At 73.0% G+C, this 21,481-nt stretch carries 19 protein-coding genes; 7 read left to right on the top strand and 12 right to left on the bottom strand.

The features are described 5' to 3' along the window. The first annotated feature begins 24 nt into the window (after positions 1 to 24). Positions 25 to 1,257: a sensor histidine kinase gene (locus tag ACYVOM_RS36435; RefSeq protein WP_460308154.1), complete on the top strand. Its 1,233-nt coding sequence runs from the start codon at positions 25 to 27 to the stop codon at positions 1,255 to 1,257. A gap of 13 nt (positions 1,258 to 1,270) precedes the next feature. Here ACYVOM_RS36435 and ACYVOM_RS36430 read toward each other — a convergent pair whose 3' ends face one another. Then, on the bottom strand, positions 1,271 to 1,876 hold the full coding sequence (locus tag ACYVOM_RS36430; RefSeq protein WP_460308153.1) for a response regulator transcription factor: 606 nt from the start codon (positions 1,874 to 1,876) through the stop codon (positions 1,271 to 1,273). 138 nt (positions 1,877 to 2,014) lie between these two features. Next, the gene (locus tag ACYVOM_RS36425) at positions 2,015 to 2,998 is read right to left on the bottom strand and encodes a helix-turn-helix transcriptional regulator (protein ID WP_460308152.1); all 984 of its coding nucleotides are present in this window, start codon (positions 2,996 to 2,998) and stop codon (positions 2,015 to 2,017) included. Positions 2,999 to 3,061: 63 nt separating this feature from the next. Between ACYVOM_RS36425 and ACYVOM_RS36420 the strand changes: the two genes are divergently transcribed. Continuing rightward, positions 3,062 to 4,228 carry an epoxide hydrolase family protein gene (locus tag ACYVOM_RS36420; protein WP_460308151.1) on the top strand — a complete coding sequence of 389 codons (1,167 nt, stop codon included), beginning with the start codon at positions 3,062 to 3,064 and terminating at the stop codon, positions 4,226 to 4,228. Between the two features lie 178 nt (positions 4,229 to 4,406). After that, positions 4,407 to 5,204, top strand: a complete 798-nt coding sequence (locus tag ACYVOM_RS36415; protein WP_460308150.1) for an AfsR/SARP family transcriptional regulator — start codon at positions 4,407 to 4,409, stop codon at positions 5,202 to 5,204. A 48-nt stretch (positions 5,205 to 5,252) separates the two neighbouring features. Here ACYVOM_RS36415 and ACYVOM_RS36410 read toward each other — a convergent pair whose 3' ends face one another. Next, positions 5,253 to 6,041, bottom strand: coding sequence for an SRPBCC domain-containing protein (locus ACYVOM_RS36410; protein ID WP_460308149.1), 789 nt, complete (start codon positions 6,039 to 6,041; stop codon positions 5,253 to 5,255). 138 nt (positions 6,042 to 6,179) lie between these two features. On the opposite strand from ACYVOM_RS36410, the gene rfbB reads away from it, so the two are divergent. Beyond that, on the top strand, positions 6,180 to 7,163 hold the full coding sequence (gene rfbB / locus ACYVOM_RS36405) for a dTDP-glucose 4,6-dehydratase (RefSeq protein ID WP_460308148.1): 984 nt from the start codon (positions 6,180 to 6,182) through the stop codon (positions 7,161 to 7,163). 53 nt (positions 7,164 to 7,216) lie between these two features. Here the strand turns inward: rfbB and ACYVOM_RS36400 are convergent, their stop codons facing one another. Next, positions 7,217 to 8,617 carry an alpha/beta fold hydrolase gene (locus ACYVOM_RS36400; protein ID WP_460308147.1) on the bottom strand — a complete coding sequence of 467 codons (1,401 nt, stop codon included), beginning with the start codon at positions 8,615 to 8,617 and terminating at the stop codon, positions 7,217 to 7,219. Between the two features lie 174 nt (positions 8,618 to 8,791). Here ACYVOM_RS36400 and ACYVOM_RS36395 point away from each other — a divergent pair, with 174 nt between their 5' ends. Next, entirely contained in the window at positions 8,792 to 9,112 is a 321-nt protein-coding gene (locus tag ACYVOM_RS36395) for a 2Fe-2S iron-sulfur cluster-binding protein (protein WP_460308146.1), read from the top strand. A gap of 59 nt (positions 9,113 to 9,171) precedes the next feature. Here the strand turns inward: ACYVOM_RS36395 and ACYVOM_RS36390 are convergent, their stop codons facing one another. From ACYVOM_RS36390 to ACYVOM_RS36370, 5 genes are read right to left on the bottom strand one after another with little or no spacing between them, the layout of a single operon-like run. Then, on the bottom strand, positions 9,172 to 10,890 hold the full coding sequence (locus ACYVOM_RS36390) for an MFS transporter (RefSeq protein WP_460308145.1): 1,719 nt from the start codon (positions 10,888 to 10,890) through the stop codon (positions 9,172 to 9,174). Between the two features lie 31 nt (positions 10,891 to 10,921). Continuing rightward, the gene (locus ACYVOM_RS36385) at positions 10,922 to 11,347 is read right to left on the bottom strand and encodes a cupin domain-containing protein (RefSeq protein ID WP_460308144.1); all 426 of its coding nucleotides are present in this window, start codon (positions 11,345 to 11,347) and stop codon (positions 10,922 to 10,924) included. After that, on the bottom strand, positions 11,347 to 12,342 hold the full coding sequence (locus tag ACYVOM_RS36380) for a Gfo/Idh/MocA family protein (protein ID WP_460308143.1): 996 nt from the start codon (positions 12,340 to 12,342) through the stop codon (positions 11,347 to 11,349). The genes ACYVOM_RS36385 and ACYVOM_RS36380 overlap by 1 nt, the downstream gene beginning before the upstream one ends. Further along, entirely contained in the window at positions 12,339 to 14,864 is a 2,526-nt protein-coding gene (gene uvrA / locus ACYVOM_RS36375; RefSeq protein ID WP_460308142.1) for an excinuclease ABC subunit UvrA, read from the bottom strand. The genes ACYVOM_RS36380 and uvrA overlap by 4 nt, the downstream gene beginning before the upstream one ends. 28 nt (positions 14,865 to 14,892) lie before the next feature. Then, positions 14,893 to 16,023, bottom strand: coding sequence for a glycosyltransferase (locus tag ACYVOM_RS36370; RefSeq protein WP_460308141.1), 1,131 nt, complete (start codon positions 16,021 to 16,023; stop codon positions 14,893 to 14,895). Positions 16,024 to 16,150: 127 nt separating this feature from the next. Here ACYVOM_RS36370 and ACYVOM_RS36365 point away from each other — a divergent pair, with 127 nt between their 5' ends. Together ACYVOM_RS36365 and ACYVOM_RS36360 are read left to right on the top strand one after the other, a co-directional pair. Beyond that, complete coding sequence (locus tag ACYVOM_RS36365; protein WP_460308140.1) at positions 16,151 to 16,771, top strand: dTDP-4-dehydrorhamnose 3,5-epimerase family protein; 621 nt, start codon at positions 16,151 to 16,153, stop codon at positions 16,769 to 16,771. Between the two features lie 43 nt (positions 16,772 to 16,814). Next, the gene (locus tag ACYVOM_RS36360; RefSeq protein WP_460308139.1) at positions 16,815 to 18,029 is read left to right on the top strand and encodes a cytochrome P450; all 1,215 of its coding nucleotides are present in this window, start codon (positions 16,815 to 16,817) and stop codon (positions 18,027 to 18,029) included. Positions 18,030 to 18,087: 58 nt separating this feature from the next. On the opposite strand, the gene ACYVOM_RS36355 is transcribed toward ACYVOM_RS36360, so the two are convergent. The 3 genes from ACYVOM_RS36355 to ACYVOM_RS36345 are packed head-to-tail and all read right to left on the bottom strand — an operon-like array spanning position 18,088 to position 21,415. Next, positions 18,088 to 19,251 (bottom strand): acyl-CoA dehydrogenase family protein, encoded by a 1,164-nt coding sequence (locus tag ACYVOM_RS36355; protein WP_460308138.1) that lies wholly within the window; start codon positions 19,249 to 19,251, stop codon positions 18,088 to 18,090. Between the two features lie 20 nt (positions 19,252 to 19,271). After that, a complete protein-coding gene (locus ACYVOM_RS36350) occupies positions 19,272 to 20,402 on the bottom strand; it encodes a winged helix DNA-binding domain-containing protein (protein WP_460308137.1) in 1,131 nt (376 codons plus the stop codon). Further along, complete coding sequence (locus ACYVOM_RS36345; protein WP_460308136.1) at positions 20,399 to 21,415, bottom strand: MDR family NADP-dependent oxidoreductase; 1,017 nt, start codon at positions 21,413 to 21,415, stop codon at positions 20,399 to 20,401. The genes ACYVOM_RS36350 and ACYVOM_RS36345 overlap by 4 nt, the downstream gene beginning before the upstream one ends. Positions 21,416 to 21,481 lie beyond the last annotated feature (66 nt).

Below are 21,481 nucleotides of genomic sequence, written 5' to 3'. Positions count from 1 at the left end.
ACGACCCAGCGAACGGTGATCGCCATGCACTTCCAGGCAGAACGACACACGCCGCTAGCCCCCGTGCCGGGGGCCTCTCCCCCACCTCCCGGCGAGGCGCGGCTCGTCCGGGACGTCCACGACCTGCTGGGCTCCCACCTGCTCGCCCTGACCCTCAGGGGCGAGCTCGCCCTCCGCCTGTTCGGCAGCCACCCGTCGCGCGCGGCCGACGAACTCCGCGAGGTCCTCGCCCTCGGCGAGCGCGCCCTCGCCGACATGCGGGAGGTCGCCGCGGGGCGGCCCGGGATACCGATCGCCGAGGAGTTCGCCCGCGCCGCACCCGTCCTCGCCGCGGCCGGGATCACGGCCCACCTGACCGGAGCCGACACCCCGCTCCCCCCAGGCGTGGAACGTGCCTTTTCCGCGGTCGTGCGCGAGGGCGTCACCAACGTGCTGCGGCACAGCGCCGCCACCCGCTGCGACATCGCCGTGCGGCGCGACGGCGCGCAGGCGTCGGTCACCGTCGCCAACGACAGGCCGCGGCTCTCCGACTCCACCTCGGGGGGAAGCGGCCTCGGCAGCCTCGCGCTCCGCATGGCCGCCGTGGGCGGCACCCTCCTCACCCGTCAGGGCAGGGACCGGGGGTTCCTGCTCGGCGGCAGCGTGCCGCTGCCCGACGCGGCGGCCCCAGCCGTCCTCCCGCCCCTCCCCCTGCACGACGCCGACAGGCTGCTGCGCGACTTCGTCCAGCGCAGCCTGTGCGCGGTCGTCCGCAAGGCGCGCCACGCGTTCTCGCTGTGCCCGAACTCGCCCGAACTCGCCCGAGCCGAACTGGCCGAGCTGCTCGGCATCGCCCGCGACACCCTGAGCCGCATCCGCTCCTTCGCGCTGCGGACGCGCTCCCTGACGCTCGCCGCCGAGTCGTCGCAGGCGAGCACCCTCCTGGCCGCCGAGGGCATCGAGCCGCACGTGCGGCTCGGGATAGGCGCGCTGCCTCCCCGCGTGCACTCGCTGTTCTCCGTCGTGCTGCGCACCGGCGTCGCCTGCGTGCTGCGGCACAGCCAGGTCACCTCGTGCCGGATCGCCGTGCACGGCACCCGCGAGGACTTCCGGCTCTACATCCTCAACGACGGGGTGTCCCCGCCGCTCGGCGCGATCGAGGACGGCCTCGTCAGCGGGCTCGGCCGCAGGTTCGCCGCACTCGACGGGTCGCTGCGGGCCGCCCCGCGGCGCGGAGGCGCCGTCGCGTTCCGCGCCGTGGTGCCGCGGACCGAGTGATCGCCCCGGCTCCTCACATCCAGCCGGCGGAGCGCGCGATGCGGATGGCGTCGATCCGGTTGCGCGCGTTCAGCTTGGAGACCGCGGCGGTGAGGTAGTTGCGCACGGTGCCCGAGGTCAGGCAGAGCTCGGAGGCGATCTCCTCGGGCCGCGCGCCCTGCTCGGTGAGCGAGAGCACCTCGAGCTCCCGCTCGGTGAGCGGGCAGCCCGCGTCGTTCCACGCGGCGATCGCGAGCTGGCTGTCGACATAGCGGCGGCCCGCCGCCACGGTCCGGATCGCGCCGACGAGCTCCTCGGGCGGCGCCGCCTTGACGATGAAGCCGTTGGCCCCCGCCGAGAGCGCCCTGCGCAGCGTGCCGGGGCTGCCCAGGCCGGTGAGGATGAGGGTCCGCACGCCCGGCAGCTGGGTGCGCAGCGCCGCGGCGGCGGTGATGCCGTCCAGGCCGGGCAGGTCGACGTCGATGATCGCCACGTCGGGCCGGACGTTGCGCGCCACGCGCAGGATCTCGTCGCCGGAGGAGACGTCGGCCACGACATCGATGTCGGCTTCCAGGTCCAGCAGAGCCGCCAGGGCCGCCCGGACGATGTGCATGTCCTCGGCCAGCATCACTCTGAGCATGGAGCAGTCCTCATCTGTGAGCGCACAGACGGGCGTGTCGGCCACCCGCGCCAAGCGCTGCCAGCCTAAGGAGCCGACTCCCGCGTTGTCACGTGCGAGGCCGACTGTGGCAGGACCGTGGCCGGACGTGGCGGAGCCTCAGCGCTCCGGAACGGCGCGCACGCCCGCGTCGGCGGCTCTGGCCAGCCGTTCGGCGACCTCGCGGAGCACCGGGACGAGCTCGGGCGGGTGGATGACCTCGAAGTCGAACCCCTTGACCGCGACGTGGACGGCGAAGTCGCGCAGGGACACCGAACCGGCGTGGAAGACGCAGCTGCGGTCGTCCAAGGCCTCCAGCCGCCCCGAGGTCGGCGACGTGTGCGGGGCGACCTCCTCGATCGGCGCGTGGAACAGGACCCGGGCACGGTGCCGGTAGGGCGCGGCGCTGATGGCCTCCGAGACGTAGGCGGCGGGGTCGTCGGCGGGAAGCGGGCGGGGCGTGAAGCGGGGGCCGGTGGCCAGGACGGGAGGCACGATCCGGTCGACGCGGAAGGTCCGCCACGCCTCCCTGCCGGTGTCCCAGGCCAGCAGGTACCAGCGGCGGGGCGTGTGCACGAGGTGGTAGGGCTCCAGGGAGCGCTGGGTGACCTCCTCGCCCCTCTGGTAGCTGATCCGGGTGATCCTGTGGTCGCGGCATGCCGCGGCGAGCGCGGCGAGCAGGTCGGGGTCGACCACGTCCGCCGAGCCGCCGCCGAGCGGGACGGCGGCCGCCTGGAAGGCGCTGACGCGGTGCCGGAGCCGGGAGGGCAGGACCTGCTGGATCTTGCTGAGGGCCCGCAGCGCGGCCTCTTCGAGGCCCGCCACGGGGCCCGTCGCGGCGGTGCGGAGGCTGATCGTCACCGCTACCGCCTCCTCGTCGTCGAGCAGCAGGGGCGGCAGCGCGGCGCCGACGCCCAGCCGGTACCCGCCCGCGGCGCCCGGGGTCGCGTCCACCGGGTAGCCGAGTTCGCGCAGCCGGTCCACGTCCCGGCGCAGGGTGCGCAGGCCGACGCCCAACCGGTCGGCGAGTTCGGCGCCGGTCCAGTCGGCGCGGGACTGCATGAGCGACAGCAGGCGGAGGAGCCGGAGCGAAGTGTCCACCATGCGATCCATTATGCGCCCCTATTGGTGCCAGAACCTGTCACCAATCGTTGCTACGGTCGCCGCATGAACGACGACGCAACGCCTTCGCGGATCACTCCGCACCGCGTCGAGGTCCCCCAGCGGGACCTCGGCGACCTCCGTGACCGCATCCGCCGCACCCGTTGGGCCCCGGAGATCCCCGGCGCCGGCTGGGAGCGCGGAGTACCCACTTCTTACCTGCGCAAGCTGGCCGACTACTGGGCCGGCGGCTTCGACTGGCGCGCCCAGGAGGCCGAGCTCAACGCCTGGCCGCAGTTCACCACCGTGATCGACGAGGCCCGCGTGCACTTCCTGCACGTGCGCTCCCCCGAGGCCGGCGCGCGCCCGCTGATGCTGCTGCACGGCTGGCCGGGGTCGGTCGTGGAGTTCCTCGACCTCATCGGACCGCTGACCGATCCCGTCGCGCACGGGGGCTCGGCCGAGGACGCCTTCCACCTGGTGATCCCGTCGCTGCCCGGTTACGGCTTCTCCGGCCCGCTGCCCGGTCCCGGCTGGACCGACGGCCGCACCGCTGCCGCGCTGGTCGAGCTGATGGCCCTGCTCGGCTACGACGCGTACGGCGTGCAGGGCGGCGACGTCGGCGCGCTGATCGCCCCGATCATGGGGCGGATCGCGCCGGAGCACGTCGTCGGCGTCCACGTGAACGCCCTGCTCACCTTCCCCGTCGAGGACCCGGAGGTGATGGGGTCGCTCAGCGACGCCGAGCGTGACAGGCTCGCCCGGATGGGCCGCTGGCGCGAGGAGGAGGGCGCGTACATGCGCCTCCAGGGCACCCGGCCGCAGACCATCGCCGCCGCCCTGCACGACAGCCCGGCCGGCCAGCTCGCCTGGATCGTGGAGAAGTTCAAGGACTGGACCTATCCGCAGGCCGGCCTGCCCGAGGACGCGGTCAGCATCGACCGCGTCCTGGCCGACGTGAGCGTCTACTGGTTCACCGGCACCGCGGGCTCCGCGGCCCACACCTACTACGAGAGGTTCCAGGACCCGGCGATGCGGGCGCGTCCCGAGCGCGGGACCGTGCCGACGGCCGTCGCGGTGTTCCCGACCGACTTCTCCATCCGCCCGTTCGCCGAAGCCGTCCACCACGTCGTCCGCTGGACGGAGTTCCCGCGCGGCGGCCATTTCGCCGCGCTGGAGGCCCCTGACCTGCTGACGACCGATCTGCGGGAGTTCTTCACCGCCCTGCGCTGAACCCGGCGCACCTCCCGCTCGAGCCCGCCTGCTTCCGGGGTCAAGCCGGCCTTGAGTTCCGGACTGAGATCTTCATGCGATCTTGTGAGAGCAACACTGTCTTCCGCGCCGACTCACTCTGCACTATGCAGAGGAAGGTTCTCAAAGCGGACAAAACCATCCCGCTTGTGGAGGATTAATGCTGGAAATCAAGGTACTGGGCCCTCTGGAGGCGATGGGCGGCGGACGTTCCATTGCGCCGACCGCAGGAAAACCACGGCAGATTCTCGCCCTGCTGGCACTGCGTGCCGGGGAGGTCGTTCCGGTCTCCACGCTCGTCGAGGAGATCTGGGGCGAGAATCCGCCGAGAAGCGCGCTGACGACCATGCAGACCTACATTCTGCAACTGCGCCGGCTCATCGGGCAGATCGCCCCGGGCGTGGCCAAGAACGTCCTCATCACCCGATACAACGGCTACCTGCTCGCGGCCGACACGGTGCGCGTGGACGCCCATCTCTACAACGAACTGGCGGCCGCCGCGATGCGCTGCCACGAGGAAGGCGACTACGCGGAGGCCTCCCGGCTCTCCCGGCAGGCGCTCACACTGTGGTGCGGACAGGTGCTCATCGACGTCCAGAAGGGCATGCCCCTGGAGATCGAGGTCACCTGCCTGGAGCAGAGCCGCATCAGCCTCCTGGAGACCAGGATCGACGCCGAGCTCCGGCTCGGCCGCCACCACGGCATCCTGAGCGAACTCTCCATGCTGGTGGCGCGCAACCCCATGCACGAGAACCTGTGCGCCATGTTCATGACCGCCCTGTACCGCTCGGGGCAGCAGTGGCGGGCCCTCGGCGTGTTCCGGCAGCTGCGCTCGGCTCTCGCGGCGGAGCTCGGCGTCGAGCCCTCGGCGCGGCTCCAGCGGCTCCAGCACGCGATCCTCACGGCCGACCCGTCCCTTGAACTCCCCGAGGCCGGCCTTCTGGTCCAGCGCGTGTGAGAGGGGCGGCGGGAACGGTCCAGGGAGCCGTTCCCGCCGCCCCTCTCCCTAGTGCTGCGCGGTTTCGGCCATGACGCCGGTGAACACCCGCGGCACCGACGTGCTGAGGCCGCGCAGCGCGGCCGCGTGCGGGGCGAACTCGGGCCGGGCCACCGCGGCCCGCAGCGCCCCCGCGCTCTGCCACCGGGCGAGGTTCACGTAGCTGCCGGGCTCGTCCGTCTGCCGCATCAGGACGTGGTCCACGAAGCCCGGCTGCTCGGCGAAGAACGCCGACGTCTCGGCGAAGACCTTCTCGAACTCCGCGGCGTCCCCGGTGACGGTGAAGCTGTTGACGAGCGTGACCGGCTCCGCCGCGGGCCGCGCCCCGTGCCGGGCCACGACCTCGCTGTAGCGGGCCAGGGTCTCCCCCGGGGACGGCCCGTCGAGGGCGGCGCGGATCATCCCGGCGATCTCGCCGTGCCGCTCCAGGCCGGAGTGGGTGAGGGTGACCTCGGTCCTGTCGGGGCCCGCGGGCGCGAAGTCGACCTCGATGAAGCTCGCGAGCGCGTCGTCGTAGACCGGCCGCCAGCCCGGCCCGACCCGCCAGGTGAGCACGATCCGCCGCGGCGGCTCCCACTCCACGACGGTGCCCCACGCGATGTCCGTCCCGTCCGCGCCGACCTCGAAGTACCTGCCGCCGACGCGGGGCTCGATGGTGAGGGACCTGCGGTCCTCCACGAACACGTGCTTCTCGGGGAACCACTCGATCGGGCGCTCGGCGAAGATGGCGAAGGCCCGCTCGACGCCGACGTCCACCGTCACCGACTTGCGCACTTCGGGGATGCTCTGCTCGGTCATGGCGCTCCTCAGATAGGGGGAATCCCCGCCAGGGTCCGCCCCGGCTCTCGAACCCCGATCGAGGCGAGGTCGAAGCGCCCGGCGTCCGGTCGACCGCCCGTGCAGCGGGGTTCGAGCAGGACGCGCGACGATCGCGGCATGCGCATACTGGTCACCGGCGCCGCCGGGTTCATCGGCTCGCACTTCGTGCGCGGCCTGCTGGACGGGGCTCACGCCGGCTTCACCGAAGCCGCCGTCACCGTCCTGGACAAGCTCACCTACGCAGGGAACCGTGCGAACCTGCCCGGCGCCCACCCCCGGATGGAGTTCGTGCGCGGCGACGTGTGCGACCGGGCGCTGCTCGCCGAGCTGGTGCCCGGACACGACGCGGTCGTGCACTTCGCCGCGGAGTCCCACGTCGACAGGTCGCTCATGTCGTCCCTCGACTTCGTCCAGACGAACGTCCTCGGCACCCACCACCTGATGCAGGCGTGCGTGGACGCCGGGGTCGGGCGCGTCGTGCACGTGTCCACCGACGAGGTCTACGGGTCCATCGCCGACGGCAAGTGGACCGAGGAGTGGATCCTCGCGCCGACGTCCCCCTACGCGGCGTCGAAGGCCGCCAGCGACCTCCTCGCGCTGTCCTTCGCGCGCACCCACGGCCTCGACGTCGCGGTCACCCGCTGCTCCAACAACTACGGCCCCTACCAGCACGTCGAGAAGTTCATCCCGCTGTTCGTCACCAACCTGCTGAACGGGGAGCCCGCGCCGCTGTACGGCGACGGGCAGAACCGGCGCGAGTGGCTGCACGTCTCCGACCACTGCCGGGCCGTCGCGCAGGTGCTGAGGGCGGGGCGTCCTGGCCATGTCTACAACGTCGCCGGCGAGGCCGAGCACACCAACCGCGAGGTCGCCGACCTCCTCCTGGAGCTCTGCGACGCCTCCCCCGCGCTGATCCGCCCGGTCGCCGACCGCAAGGCCCACGACCGGCGCTACGCGCTCGACGACGGCAAGATCCGCGCCGAGCTGGGCTTCGCGCCCCTGGTCCCCTTCGCCGAGGGGCTCGCGGCCACGGTCGCCTGGTACCGGGACAACCCGACGTGGTGGAAGCCGGTCAAGGCCGCGGCGGCACCCGTCCGCTGACGGGCGCGGGCCCGCGCGCCGGCGGAGCGGACTCCGCCGGCGCGCGGGCGCGGTCAGCCCTCGGGGATCGGCGGCGCGGGACGGCCCGCGGGCACCGAGACGCGCGGCGCGGGGAGCACGCCGCCGATGAGGTAGTCCTCCACGATCCGGTCCAGCGCGGGGTTCGGGCCGCCGAGCCCGTACACCTCGTGCTCGCCGGAGTCGGTCAGGGTGACCAGGTGGTGGCCGAGCAGCTCAGCCATCGCCACGGCGCCCTCGTAGCTGTCCATCGGATCGCCGTCGGCCTGCACGATGAGGCCGACGGGATAGCCGTCCCGGACCGGCCTGGTGGGCGGCTCCGGCGGCTGGAAGGTGCGGAAGGCCCCGACCCAGGGGCTCGCGCGCAGGACGCCGAGCCCATAGGGGTAGCGCTCGCGGCACTCGCGCATGTCGGCGTAGTAGGTCTCCAGGTCCGCGGGCCACTCCGTCTCCAGGGTGACGGCCTCCAGGACGCTCTGCGCGAGCTGCGTGCTTGACCGGGCCCAGACGCGGTCGGCGTGCGCGGCCAGGAGCGCGTCGACCTCCTCGGCGTTCTCCGCGGCGACGGCGGCGCGCAGGTCCGCGACGAGGCGGCCGAGCCGCTCCCAGGCCGCGCGGTCGGTGGACATCCTCCCGATGATCCCGTCGAGGGAGGTGCGCCGCGCGGTGTCGAGGGCCGCGGCGGCGTCCTCGACGGCGCCGAGGACCGCCGCGGGCTCCGCGCCGAGCCCGAAGTACGACGCGCGCCGTGCCGTCCAGGCCGTCCAGCGGTCGACGTTGGCGCGGATCTCCCTGGCCTGGGCGAGGAACTGCTGCCGCCAGGTCCAGCCGGGGTGCACGCAGGAGTCGAGCACGCTGCGGTCGAGCCGCTCGGGGAAGAGGGTGCCGTAGACGGCCCCGACGTACGTGCCGTAGGCGTAGCCGACGAAGCTGATCTTCTCCTCGCCGAGGGCGGCGCGGATCGCGTCCATGTCACGGGCGATGTTGCGGGTGCTGACGTGGGGGCGCAGCGCACCGCCCGCGCGCAGGCAGCCCAGCTCGCGCTCGCGCATGTCGGCGGCGAGCGCGGCGAACGCCGAATCCGGTGGGCGCGAGTCGAAGGGCGCGGTGACCGGGGTGACCTCGACGAACAGGGGCGTGGACGCGCCCGTGCCGCGCGGGTCGAAGCCGATGAGGTCGTAGACGTCGGCGAGCGGGGTCCCGGCGAGCCTGGAGGGCAGCTCGCGGCCCACGCCGCCGTCGCCTCCCGGTCCGCCGTGGACGAGCAGGAGCACGCCCCTTCGCCGGGCGGGGTCCCGGGCCGGGAGCCTGCTGAGGGCGAGCGTGATCCGCTCGCCGCCGGGGTCGCCGTGGTCGAGCGGGACGTCGAGCGTCGTGTGCTCCAGGGGCTCGCCCGGGGCGGCGGGCGCCCAGGCGAGTGCCGGGCTGGTCTTCACGTCTGCTCCTCCTTCGGTCGCGGGCGGGGCGCGGATGCCCCGCGCCCACCTTCCGCCAGTGCTCTCGAAGCCGCCTGGAGCCTCCACCGCCCCTGCTCCAGCGGCCGTCGAGCGCTTCGCGAGCGGGCCGGGGCAGGGTGGGGAGAATCGAACACCGCGAGGGTGGAGGAGCGGATGGCAAGCATCACCTACCGGAGCCCCGACGGAACCGAGACCGTCGTCGACGTCCCCACCGGGGAGTCGGTGATGCGCGGCGCCTTCGTGAACGGGGTGCCGGGGATCGTCGCGGAGTGCGGGGGCGGGGCGATGTGCGGGACCTGCCACGTGTACGTCGCTGACGGCGCGCAGAACGCGCTGCCGCCGATGTCCGACATCGAAGACGAACTGCTGTACACCACGGCGTGCCCGCGCCATCCGAACAGCCGGCTGAGCTGCCAGCTGCCGGTGACGGACGCGGTCGACGGGCTCGTGGTGGACCTGCCCGAACGGCAGTGAGCAGGGGCCGGAGCCTCGTGAGGATGGGCTCCGGCCCCCTAGAGGGGAGCGGCGGGACGTCAGTCCTTCCGCTCCCCTTCCTCCTGTGCGGCGTGGTAGGCGGCGGCGGCCTCGAGCGCGGCGTTCTTGCGGGGCAGCAGGAACGTCAGCAGGAAGACCAGCGCCATGATGCCGACGAACCACCAGAGCGAGCCTTCGAAGGTCCGGGCGAACGTCTGCCCGGTGCCCTCCTCGTTGGCCGCGGCCAGGACGGGCGCGGCGGCCGGCTCGGCGACGCCCGCGGGGGGCGTCCCGCACGGCGGCGGCGACCAGTTCTCGCTCTCGGCCCAGGCACTGGTGCATTCCTCGTAGAACGCCACGATCTGGTCCTGCGACGGCGCGGAGACCGACGCCGCGGTGAGGTCGGACCGCAGCTGCGGGGCGAGATCGCGCGAGGTGTCGGCCGCGGCCCCGGCGAGCGCGCCGAAGAAGACGACGGTCACCAGCGCGGTGCCGATGGCGAAGCCGAGCTGCTGGTTGGTGTTGACCAGGCCGGACGCCGAGCCCGCGTCCTGCGGAGGCGCCTCGCTGGTGGCGATGTCGGGGATCGGCGACATGATCATGCCGAAGCCCGCGCCGAAGAACGCGAGCGGGACGATCATCTGCCAGCTGTTGATGTCGGCGCCCTGCTCGCCGACCAGCCACGCGTAGGAGGCGAGGCCGATCACCGCGGAGACCGAGCCGATCTGGAGCAGCTTGCGCCCCAGCTTGGCGGCGAGCACCGCGTACGACAGGGCGGAGGTGATGAAGGTGGCGATGCAGAAGGGCAGGCTGGTGAGGCCGGCGTGCATCGGGGTCCAGCCGAGGCCGAGCTGGAGGTAGAGGGTCCAGGACAGGAAGAAGATGCCGACGCCGATGTTGAAGGCGATCTGCACGGCCAGGGCGGAGGAGAAGCTCCGGATGCCGAACAGCGAGAGCACCACGATGGGCGAGCCGTCGCGCCGCGTCTTGGCGCGCTGGTGCAGCACGAACACCACGAGCGCGACCGGGCACAGCGCCATCATGACGAAGCCCCAGGCGGGCCAGTCCAGCTCCCTGCCCTGCACCAGCGGGAAGATCAGCAGGAAGAGGGCGACGGCGGCGAGGATCGTGCCGATGATGTCGAGCCGAAGCGGCACCGGGGCCTTGGACTCGCGGATGCTGCCCTGGCCGATGATGAGGCCCGCGAGGCCGATGGGGACGTTGATGAGGAAGACGAGCCGCCAGTCCAGGCCGAAGAGGTCGAGCTGGATCAGCAGGCCGCCCAGGCTGAGGCCGGAGATGGCGGCGAGGCCCGCGGCGGTCCCGAAGAACCCGAACGCCTTGGCGCGTTCCTGCGGCGGGAAGCTCACGTGGATGATGGCGAGGACCTGCGGCACCATGACGGCCGCGAAACCGCCCTGCAGGAGGCGGAAGGCGATGAGCATCTCGGGGTTGGCCGAGAGCGCGCAGGCGAGGGACGCCGCGGTGAAGCCCGCGGTGCCGAGCATGAACATGCGCTTGCGGCCGAAGATGTCGCCGATGCGCCCGCCGAGGATCAGCAGGAGCGCGAAGGCGAGCTGGTAGCCCGCGGTGATCCACTGGATCGCCGCGTAGTCCGCCCCGAGGTCCGCCTGGATCGACGGGATCGTGACGTTCAGGATCGTGCTGTCGAGCATGTCCATGAACGCCGCGACGAGGATGACCGTCAGGGCTATCCACCGTTTCGGGTTGAGCTCCTCGTCCGGGGCCGAGGCCCGGACATTCGCTACGTCGGTCATGAGGGGGTCTCCTTCGTCGTGGCGGAACCGGTCAGAGCAGGACGTGCCGGTAGGTGTCCTGCGGGTCATAGGGGTGCGTGGCGACCTCGACGACCTGGGCGTCGTCGAGCGCGCGGTAGCTGTGGACCAGGCGCGGGAGGACGGTGACGAGGTCGCCCGCGTTCAGCACGAGGTCGAACCGCCGGTCGGTGTCCAGGTCGTAGTAGGCCGCCTGGAGCCTCCCGGAGATCACGTACATGACCTCGGTCTTGTCCAGGTGGTAGTGGTTGCCCCGGCACGGGCCGCCGGTCAGGCAGTCCCAGTAGGCGGCGAAGGCGTAGGACCCGCCGTTGGCGAACCGGACGAGGTCGCCCGCGGGCGAGGGGAGGCGGCCGGGACCGTCGTCGGGGATGACGCGGTCGTAGGCGGCGACCCGGGTGTAGCGGAACTTGTCGGTGGTCTGGTCCGTGGTGCTCATCAGGCTCTCCCGCTCTCGAAGGGCACACCGTCTGCTGCGGCGGCGCGGACGTCGGCGGCGAGCCGGATCAGCGCCAGGGACTGGTCGGGACGGGGCGGTTCGCACGCGCCGCGGACCGCGGCGCAGAAGGCGCGGACGGCGTTGCGGCCCTGGTCGTCGGCGTCGACCGTGATCTCCCGCTGCCCGCCGTGCCCGGACAGGGCGATCACCGGGCGGTGGTCCGCGGGCGGGGCGTAGGGGCGTTCGACGGTGAGCCGGCCCTTGGCGCCCCAGATCTCCAGCGCCGCCCGGTAGAAGTGGTCCATGCCGAAGACGATCTGGGCGGTGGCGCCGCCGGGCGCGGCGAGCAGGATCGAGCCGCCGGTGTCGACTTTGTGGACGGGATGGCGGCGCAGCGCCGCGCCCCGCACTTCGAGACCGTCGCCGAGGTGGGTGAGCGCGGCGAGCAGCGGCTGGACCGCGACGTCGAGGAGCGCGCCGCCGCCCAGTTCGGCGCGGTAGCGGATGTCCCCGGCCGCTGGCGGCGGGATGCCGAAGGCGCCGGTGAAGCTGAGCGGCTGCCCGACGGAGCCTTCGGCGACGAGCCTGCGGATCGTGCGGTGCAGGCGGTGGTGCGGGAACATGAAGTTCTCCGCGAGGACGAGCCCCCGGGACCGGGCGAGCGCGAACAGCCGCGCGGTCTCGTCCGGGTCGTCGGTGAGGGGCTTCTCGCCCAGCACGTGTTTGCCCGCCAGCAGCGCCCGCTCGATCCACTCGGCGTGCAGGGCGATGGGCAGCGGCACGTAGACGGCCTCGATGTCCGGATCGGCGAGCAGCGCGTCGTACCCGGTGACCGCCGCGCAGCCGTAGGACCGGGCGACCCGCCGGGCCCGCTCGCCGCTGCGGCTGGCCACTGCGGCGATGCGGGCGGCGGGCTCGGCGGCGAACGCGGGCAGGACCCGGCGCCGCGCGATGTCGGCGCAGCCGAGCACGCCGACCGCCACCGGCCCCTTCACCGCCCCTCCAGCGCACGCCGCAGGAAGCGGCCGGTGTGGCCGCCGTCCTGCGCCGCGACGTGCTCCGGCGCGCCCTCGGCGACGAGGTGGCCGCCGCCGTCGCCGCCGTCGGGGCCGATGTCGATGACCCAGTCCGCGGTCTTGATGACGTCGAGGCTGTGCGAGACGGCGACGACGGTGTGGCCGCGGTCGACGAGGCTGTGCAGCACGTCGAGGAGCCGTTCGATGTCGCTGGAGTGCAGGCCGGTGGTGGGCTCGTCGAGAAGGAACAGGGTGCGCGTGCCCGCCTTGCGCTGGAGTTCGTTGGCGAGCTTCACCCGCTGGGCCTCACCGCCCGACAGGGTCGTCGCGGGCTGGCCGAGCCGCAGGTAGCCGAGGCCGACCTCGTCGAGGACGCGCAGCGGGGCCTCGATGGCGGGCTCGCCGGCGAAGAACCCGACGGCGTCCTCGATGGCGAGGTCGAGGACTTCGGCGATGGTCTTGCCGCGGTAGCGGATCTCCAGCGTCTCGGCGTTGTACCGCGCGCCGTCGCAGGTCTCGCAGAGCAGGAACACGTCGGGCAGGAGCTGGATCTCGACCCTGACGGTGCCGTCGCCGGTGCAGGTCTCGCACCTGCCGCCCGCGGAGTTGAAGGAGAACCTGCCGACCTTGTAGCCGCGCTTCTTGGCCTCCGGCGTGGCGGCGAAGACCTTGCGGATGCCGTCGAACGCACCGGTGTAGGTCGCGGGGGTGGACCTGCCGGACCTGCCGATCGGGGCCTGGTCCACCCGGATCACCCGGTCGATGAGGTCGAGGCCGTCGATCCGGTCGTGCGCGCCGGGCGCGGGCGCGGCGCCGCCCAGCCGGGCCTCGGCGACCGGGTAGAGGATGTCGTCCACCAGAGTGGACTTGCCGGCGCCCGACACTCCGGTGACGGCGACGAACGTCTCCAGCGGGAAGGACACGTCGATGCCCGCCAGGTTGTTCTCCGCGGCGCCGCGCACGGTGATGCGCCGGTCGTCGCGCGGGATCCGGCGGGTGCCGCGCCCGGCGAGCCCGCGCGAGCCGTTCAGGAAGGGCGCGGTGATGGACGACTCGTCGGCGAGGAGCTTCGCCACGGGCCCGGAGAACAGCAGTTCCCCGCCCCGCTCCCCCGCCCCCGGGCCGAGTTCGACGACCCAGTCCGCCGCGGAGATCACCTGGTTGTCGTGCTCGACGACCAGGACGGTGTTGCCCTGGTCGCGCAGCACGGTGAGGGCGCCCAGGAGGTTCTCGGTGTCCCTCGGGTGCAGGCCAGCGGTGGGCTCGTCGAGGACGTAGAGGAGCCCGAACATGTTGCTGCCGAGCAGCCCGCCGAGGCGGATCCGCTGGGCCTCGCCGCCGGACAGGGTCCGCGCGGGCCGGTCCAGCGTCAGGTAGCCGAGGCCCATCCGGACGAGGTGGCCGAGCCGCTCGACGATCTCTTCGAGGACCTGGGCGACGGCGGTCCGGTCCCGGTCGGGCACGTCGAGCGCCTCGAAGAAGGCGAGGCTCTCGGCCACGGGCAGGCCCGCGACGTCGGCGATGCCCTTGCCGCCCACGGTCACCGCGAGCTGGGCCCGCGCCAGCCTGCGTCCGCCGCACTCCCCGCACCGGGCCGGCCGCATGTAGTTCTCCAGTTGCCCGAAGCTCTCGCCGGAGGACTTGCGGTACCGCTCGTAGAGCCACGGCACCACGCCCGTGAACACGACGTCCTTGACCGGGTCGTTCGGCTTGTCGAACTTGCGGGCGCGGACCTTGATGTCGGTCCCGTGCAGCAGCCGTTCGCGCAGCTCGGCCGGGAGGTCGCGCCACGGGGTGTGCTCCAGCGACGGGCCCGCGACCGCGCGCGCCTTCATCCGCTCGGGCTCGGTGAACGTCGGCCGCCACGGCGCGATCGCCCCCTCGACGAGCGAGCGCGACGGGTCGGAGATGAGGCTCGACCGGTCCACTTCGAGTCGGGTTCCGACGCCGACGCACGCCTTGCACTGCCCGAACGGCAGGTTGAACGAGAACGCGCGGCTGGTCAGCTCGGGCAGCTCCGTGGCGTGCCCGTTCGGGCAGGCCGCCGAACCGCCCTGGCCTTCCAGCGCCGCCGCGCACTCGGTGCAGTGAGGCTGGCCGACTCCCGCGTAGGCGACGCGCAGGAGGTCGTAGATCTCGGTGACGGTCCCGATCGTCGAGCGCGGGCTGCGCGAGGCCGACGAGCGCTGGTCCACCGCGACCGCCGAGCACATGCCGCCGATGTGGTCCACGTCGGGCTTGTCCATCTGCTGCATGAACTGCCGGGCGAAGGTCGACATGGACTGGAGCTGGCGCCGCTGGCCCTCGGCGTAGATGGTCGAGAAGGCCAGCGACGACTTGCCCGAGCCCGAGACCCCCGTGAAGACCACGAGCCCGCGGTGCGGGAGGTCGACGTCCACCCCGCGCAGGTTGTGCTCGCGGGCGCCCCGGACGACCAGCGTCTCCGGGAGCGCGGACGCTCCCGCGCGGGGGCCGTCCGGGGCGGGGTCGAACGGGCTCATGGGCTCTCCTTCAGGGTCGCAGGGATCTTCACTCGGCGAGCGCCTCGATGCGCGGGACGAGGGAGGCGGGGGCGGGCATGGCGTCGACCTCGGCGCGCAGTTCCCTCGCCCGGTCGAGGTAGACGGCGTCGTCCAGCAGGGCGCGGCAGTTCTCCACGACCGCGGCGGGGTCGATGGGCTGGTCGACGAGCTGGCGCGCGCAGCCGTAGGCGGTCACCCGGCGGGCGCTGTCGTACTGCTCGGCGACGATCGGCTGCGGCACGAGGAGCTGCGGCAGCGCCGCCATGATGGCGGCCATGGTGGAGCCGCCGCCGCAGTGGTGCACCACGAGGTCGCAGGACGGCAGGACCGAGGCCAGCGGCAGGAACCCGGCGGCCACGACGGCGTCGGGGAGCGGGCCGAGCTGCGGCACGACGTCGTCGGCGACCGCCACCAGCAGCTCGACGCCGAGCGACGGCAGCGTGCGCACCAACTCCTTCAGCACGCCCGCGCCGCCCGCGCCGGGCGCGACGGTGCCGAGGGTCAGCAGGACCCGGGGCCGGGAGCGGGGCGCGAACACCCACGACGGGACCGTCGCGGGCGGGTCGTACTGGACGTAGCGCATGGACTCGCCCAGGGCGGGTCCCGGCGGCCGCAGGGAGGGCGGGCAGGGTTCGAGGACGAGGTCGGGAACGGGCATGCCGGGCAGGCCGAGGCCGGCGAGCTCGACGGCGAGCTCCTCCGCGCCTGACTTGTCCATCTCGCGGAAGTAGCCGAGGCCGACGCCGTGCTCGACCCAGGGCAACCCGCTGGCCTTCGCGGCCATACCCGCGGCATAGGAGTGCGGCTCGCCCATGATGAGGTCGGGACGCCACTTGTCGATCACGTCGAGGAGGCCCGGCAGGGTGCGGGCGGCGAGCCTGCCGAAGCCGCGGCCGGCCTGCTCCAGCATCGCCGACTCCTCCCGCGCCAGCGGGATCGGCTTGCCGTCGCGGTCCTGCGCCATGACCTCGCGCATGTGCATGGGTCCGTAAGTGGGGATGAACGGCAGCCCTGAGCCTTTGACCACCGAGTCGATGGTCTGCGGCGCGGCCACCAGGACGTCGTGGCCCGCCGCGCGCAGCGTCCAGGCCATGGGGACGACGGGGCAATAGAGCCCGTAGGAAGGGCCCGTGCTCACCAGGATCTTCACGGCGAAAGTTACGCACGTCCCACTTGAGCCGGACTGGAGCCGCGCACGTGCGCCGCTCGACCGCTCGACGGGCCCGCTACCGGGCCTCTAGGCGGCGCTCCTAGCGTCCGGCGGCATGGAGATCCAGGAGATGGCCGTCCACGACGCCTACCGAGTGCGCCCGACCCTTCACCGGGACGAGCGCGGCATGTTCTTCGAGTCGTTCCGCCAGGGCGCGTTCACCCGCGCCACCGGCCGGGCCTTCCGCCCGGTGCAGACGAACTTCTCCGTGAGCCACCGGAACGTGCTGCGCGGCATGCACGGCGTCGGGCTGCCGCCGGGCCAGGCCAAGTTCGTCACGTGCGTGCGCGGCGCGGTCCTCGACGTGGTCCTCGACCTCAGGGTCGGCTCGCCGACGTTCGGGGAGTACGACTCGAACCTTCTCGAACCGGGGACGGGCACCGCGGTGTTCATCCCCGAGGGGATGGCGCACGGCTTCCTGTCCCTCGCCGACGACTCCTGCGTCAGCTACGTGTTCAACACCCCCTACGTACCCGGCACCCCGTTCGAGATCCACCCGCTCGACCCCGAGCTCGCCCTGCCGTGGAACCTCGCCGACGACCCCGTCATCGCGGCCAAGGACCTCCGGGCCCCGACGCTGCGGCAGGCGCTCGACCGGGGCGTCCTCCCGGGCTATCGGGAGTGCCTGGAGATCTACGCCGCCGCGGGGTCCACCGAGGGTCTAGCCCACCCCTAGGGCGGGGTGATGGTTTCGCTTCAGCCACTGGGAGGAGACAGCCTTGTCCACGACTTCCGTCGCCCGCACGACCGAATCGACCTTCCCCTATCCGCGCGAGTGCCCGTTCTCCATGCCGGCCGAGTACCGGCCGCTCATGGACGACGCCCCCGTCTTCAAGGTCCAGCTCGTCACCGGGCTCGACGCCTACGCCGTCACCGGGTACGAGAACATCCGCACGCTGCTGATGGACCCGCGGGTGAGCTCCTCGCGCAAGCACGACGGGTTCCCCTTCTACTTCCACGCCCCGCCCGAGTTCCGCACCGAGACCTCGTTCATCGGGTACGACGCGCCGGAGCACACCACGACCCGCCGCAAGGCCGCGGTCACCTTCACCAACCGTCGGGTGCAGCTGCTCCGCGAGAAGATCGCGGCGAGCGTGGACGAACGGCTCGACGTGCTCGTCGCCGCGGGCCCGCCCGCCGACCTGCACGAGATCGTGTCGCTGCCGGTGCCGATGACGATGATCTGCGAGCTGCTCGGCGTGCCCTACGAGGAGCACGAGTTCTTCGCGGCGCACGGCACCAACCTCCTCGGCGGGCACAGCACCGCCGAGCAGCGCCAGGCCGCGATGGTCGAGGTCGGGAGGTACCTGGAGGGCCTGGTCGGCCGCAAGGAGCGCGAGCCCGGCGACGACCTGATCAGCAGGGCCATCGCCGCCTACCGTGACTCCGGCGAGGACTACACCCGGCGCGACCTGGTCAACCTGTGCCGGCTGCTCATGAACGGCGGCCACGAGACCACCGCGAACATGATCTCCCTGTCGGTGATGGCGCTGCTGGAGAACCCCGAGCAGCTCGCCCGGTTCAAGGAGGACCCCGACCTCGTCGTCCCGGCGGTGGAGGAGCTGGTCCGCTACATCACGATCGGCGATCTCGCCGTCCCGCGGGTGGCGCTGGAGGACATCGAGATCGGCGGGACCGTCATCCCCAAGGGCGCGGGGATCCTCTGCCTCGGTCTCACCGCCAACCGCGACCCGTCGGTGTTCGAGAACCCCGACGACCTCGTCCTGGCCAACGGCACCCGCCGCCACCTCGGCTTCGGGTACGGCGCGCACCACTGCATCGGCGCCGACCTCGCCCGGCTGGAACTGCAGATCGCGCTGCCGAAGATCTTCGCGCGGCTGCCCGACCTCAAGCTCGCGGTGCCGAGCTCGGAGATCCGCACGAAGGAGGGCTCGGTCGTCTACGGCGTGTGGGGACTGCCCGTGACCTGGTGAGGCACCAGACAGGAGAACGCCCACCGGGATTCCTCCCGGTGGGCGTTCCCGTGTGCGATCAGGCCGCGTCGGCGGCGACGAGGGAGGCCGCGTAGTTGACGGCCGCGCGGGTGATGTCCCAGCGCAGGGCGACGTGCGTGGTCGCCGCCGTGACGTCGCGCCAGAACCGCTGGAGATCGCCCGCCTCCGACAGCCCGCTCGTCCCGGCCACCCTGACGAGCACGGCGACGCCCTCGGCGGCGAGTTCGGCGGCCGACGCGGCGTCCCGCTGGTTGCGGGCGAGCAGGCCGGGCGCGAAGTCGCGCGCGTCGACGACGCCGGCGATCTGCTCCACCAGCAGCCGCGCCGCGTCGATCCGGCCGGCGGCGCGGCCGAGGTCGACCTGGGCCGGCTCGGTCAGCCGCTTGCCGCGCAGCGTCTCGCCCGTCGCCCGCAGCGCCCCCAGCGCCGCCCCGACGGCCGGGGCGGCGAGCATCAGCGCGCCCGCCGCCTGGTACGGGACGTTGTGGGACGGCTGGGCGGACCACGCGTTCGCCCCGCGCTCGAAGTCGGACCGCGCGAACGTCCGGTGCCGGGGCACGTGGACCTCGCGCAGCTCGACGGTGTGGCTCCCGGTCCCGCGCATCCCGGCGCAGTCCCAGGTCCGGACGGTCCGGTAGGAGCCTGCGGGGACGGCGAAGAACCGCAGCTCGGGTGCGGGGTCGCCGGGCACCGACGCGCACAGCAGCGCCCAGTCGGCGAAGTCGACGCCGCTGAGGTAGGCCCAGTCTCCCGACAGCAGGTACCCGCCTTCGACGGGCTCGGCGGTCCCCGACGGCACCAGGCCCGTCACGATGGCGGTGTCGGGGCCGCTCCCCCACAGCTCCTCGTGGCCCTCCTCGGGCAGGTGGGCCGCGAACCTGCTGGACGCGCCCAGCAGCGCGGCGCACCACCCCGCGGAGGCGCAGCCCTCCGACACGGCGAAGACGCCCCGGACGAACTCGCCGAACGTCCCGTCGGCGCCGCCCCAGCGCGGGGCGACGAAGTGGCGGGCGAACCCCGCCTCGCGCAGGCCCCGCACGACCGGCGCGGCGACGCGGAGCGCGGCCTCGGTCTCGGCCGCGTGGGCCGCCGCGAGGGGCCGCAGCAGACGCGCGGCGGCCGGCAGCCCGGACGGGTCCTGCGCGGAGGGCGCTGGCGCGCCCCCGGTTCCTGAAATGTGCTCGGTGGCCGTGGTCGTCATGGCGGGCCTCCTTCAAGGCGTCAGCTGACGGAAAGGAACCGCAGATCGTGGTCGGGCGCCTCGGGGGCGACGAAGTCCAGCAGCCGCGCGCCCTCCTCGGCCAGGGCGGCGCGGGACGCCGCGTCGAGTGGCCCGAACGGTTCGATCACGAGGGTGGCCGTGCTCCCGGACCGCTCGACGCGCCACAGCCCGGCGACGAACCCGTCGACGAGGATGGTGGCGCGGATGAGGCCGTTGCTGGTGAAGACCCGGGCCCTGTGGGCGTCGGCCATGATCCGCGTTCTGTCCATGTGGGACAGCAGGATGTTGTCGAAGTCGGGCAGGAAGCGGACGGGGACGGGCACGTCGGCCCCGGGCGGCTCCAGGTCGGCGAGGTCGTACAGTTCCTCGCCGCTCTCGGACCGGTAGCGGCGCAGCCGCGCGCCGAGCCGGGTGAACGCCGTCTTGAGCCGGGTCAGGCCCGACCACTTCTGCATGTCCTTGACGCTCGCGGGCCCGAAGGCGGCGAGGTAGCGCAGGACGTAGCCGTCGATGGAGGGTTCGGGGTCGAGGTCGCGGCCGAGCCACGCCCCGGCCGTCAGGTGCGCGGCGGGGCCGCTGCGGCCCCACAGGCCGCGCGGCGGGATCTGCACGAGCGGCACGAGGTTGCGCACGGTCTGCGCGAGCGCGTTGGGCTCGTGCTCGGGCCACCGTTCGGCGAGCAGCTTGCCGAGGTCGGCGAAGGTGAGCGCGGTGTCCTGCGCGAGGCGGGCGCCCTCGGCGGCGAGGTCGGCGGGGTCGATGCCTTCGATCTGCCTGCCGAACTGGCCCTTGACGGTCCGGGCGAGCTGCTCGGCGAGCAGCGCCCGCAGCGCGAGGCAGTCCGCCGCGGTCACCAGGTGCAGCGTGGAGCGCATGAGCGCGATCCGCACCGCCCTGCGCTCCAGCAGGAGCGTGGAGAGGTCGTCGGCGGAGAAGCCCTCCAGCCGTGTCCACAGCCCGACGTAGGGCGGGTCGACCGCCTGGGACTGGAGGCCGACGAGATGGGTGAGCGCCGCTTCGGCGGACAGGTCGGCCCTGGCCCGGAGCAGCTGGCGGTCGAGGAGGGCCCGGTTGAGCGCCCGCGTGCTGAGAACGGGCGCGCCCACCGGGCCGCGGGAGGTCAGGGTCAAGACAGCTTCACCAGCGCGGTGCCGCTGAATCCCCCGGACATCAGGTCGACGACGGCCTGCGGCAGCGCGGGCACGCCGCCCTCGGCCACGGTGCGCGGGTAGCTCATCTTCTCCTCGGCGATCAGCGCGGCGAAGCGCGCGTTCCAGTCGGTGATCTGGTCGGGCGTGTGCAGGGTCGCGAAGCCCCGGAAGGACAGCTCGCGGGGGATGAGGCTCTGCAGGTCCAGGCGCGGGCGCGCGGACTCCTCACCGTGCTGGGCGGCCAGCGCGCCGCACAGCGCGAAGCGGGCGCCGGGCGCGGCCGCGGCCACGGCGCCCTCGAACTGGGCGCCTCCCACGTTGTCGAAGAAGACGGTGATGCCCTCCGGGGCCGCCTCGCGAAGCCGCTCGGCCACGGTGCCGTCGCGGTAGTCGAAGGCGACGTCGTAGCCGGCCTCCTTCACGAGGAAGTCGATCTTCTGCGGCGATCCGGTGCTGCCGATGACCAGCGAGGCGCCGCGCGCCTTGGCGATCTGGCCGGCCAGGCACCCGACGCCGCTGGACGCGCCCGACACGAACACCACGTCGCCCTCGCCGACCTCGGCGATCTCGACCATGCCGCGCCACGCGGTGGGCCCGTTGGACAGGAAGTACTCGGGGCCGGGGAACTGGGCCCTGTCGCGCTTGACGAACTGGGCCGCGGGCCCCGCGACGTAGTCGCGCCAGCCGCTGAAGTGCTCGACGAGGTCGCCTTCGGCGAGGTCCGGGCTGCTGGAGCGCACCACGGTACCGACCGTACGGCCCCACATCGGGCCGTGCAGCTGGAACACCGGAATCGGGATGTCCAGCGCGGGCTGCATCTGGTCGCGGTAGACGGTGCCGAGGGACATCCAGTCGTTGCGCACGAGGACGAAGCCGTCGCCCGGCTCCTCCAGCGGCGTCTCCACGATCTCGAAGTCACTCGCGCGCACGGCTCCCTCAGGGTACGAGGCGAGCCGCACCTCACGGTTCACGGCGGGGATTCCTTCGGACATGCTGCGCTCCCTTCACGGCGTCGGCCCGAGGCTAGGGACCCGCGCTGGAGCGGCGCTGGAGCCGCC

The organism is Actinocorallia aurea (genome assembly GCF_054783995.1).
Note: the sequence above shows the minus strand (reverse complement) of the source record. Positions and strands in the feature narration are given on the sequence as shown.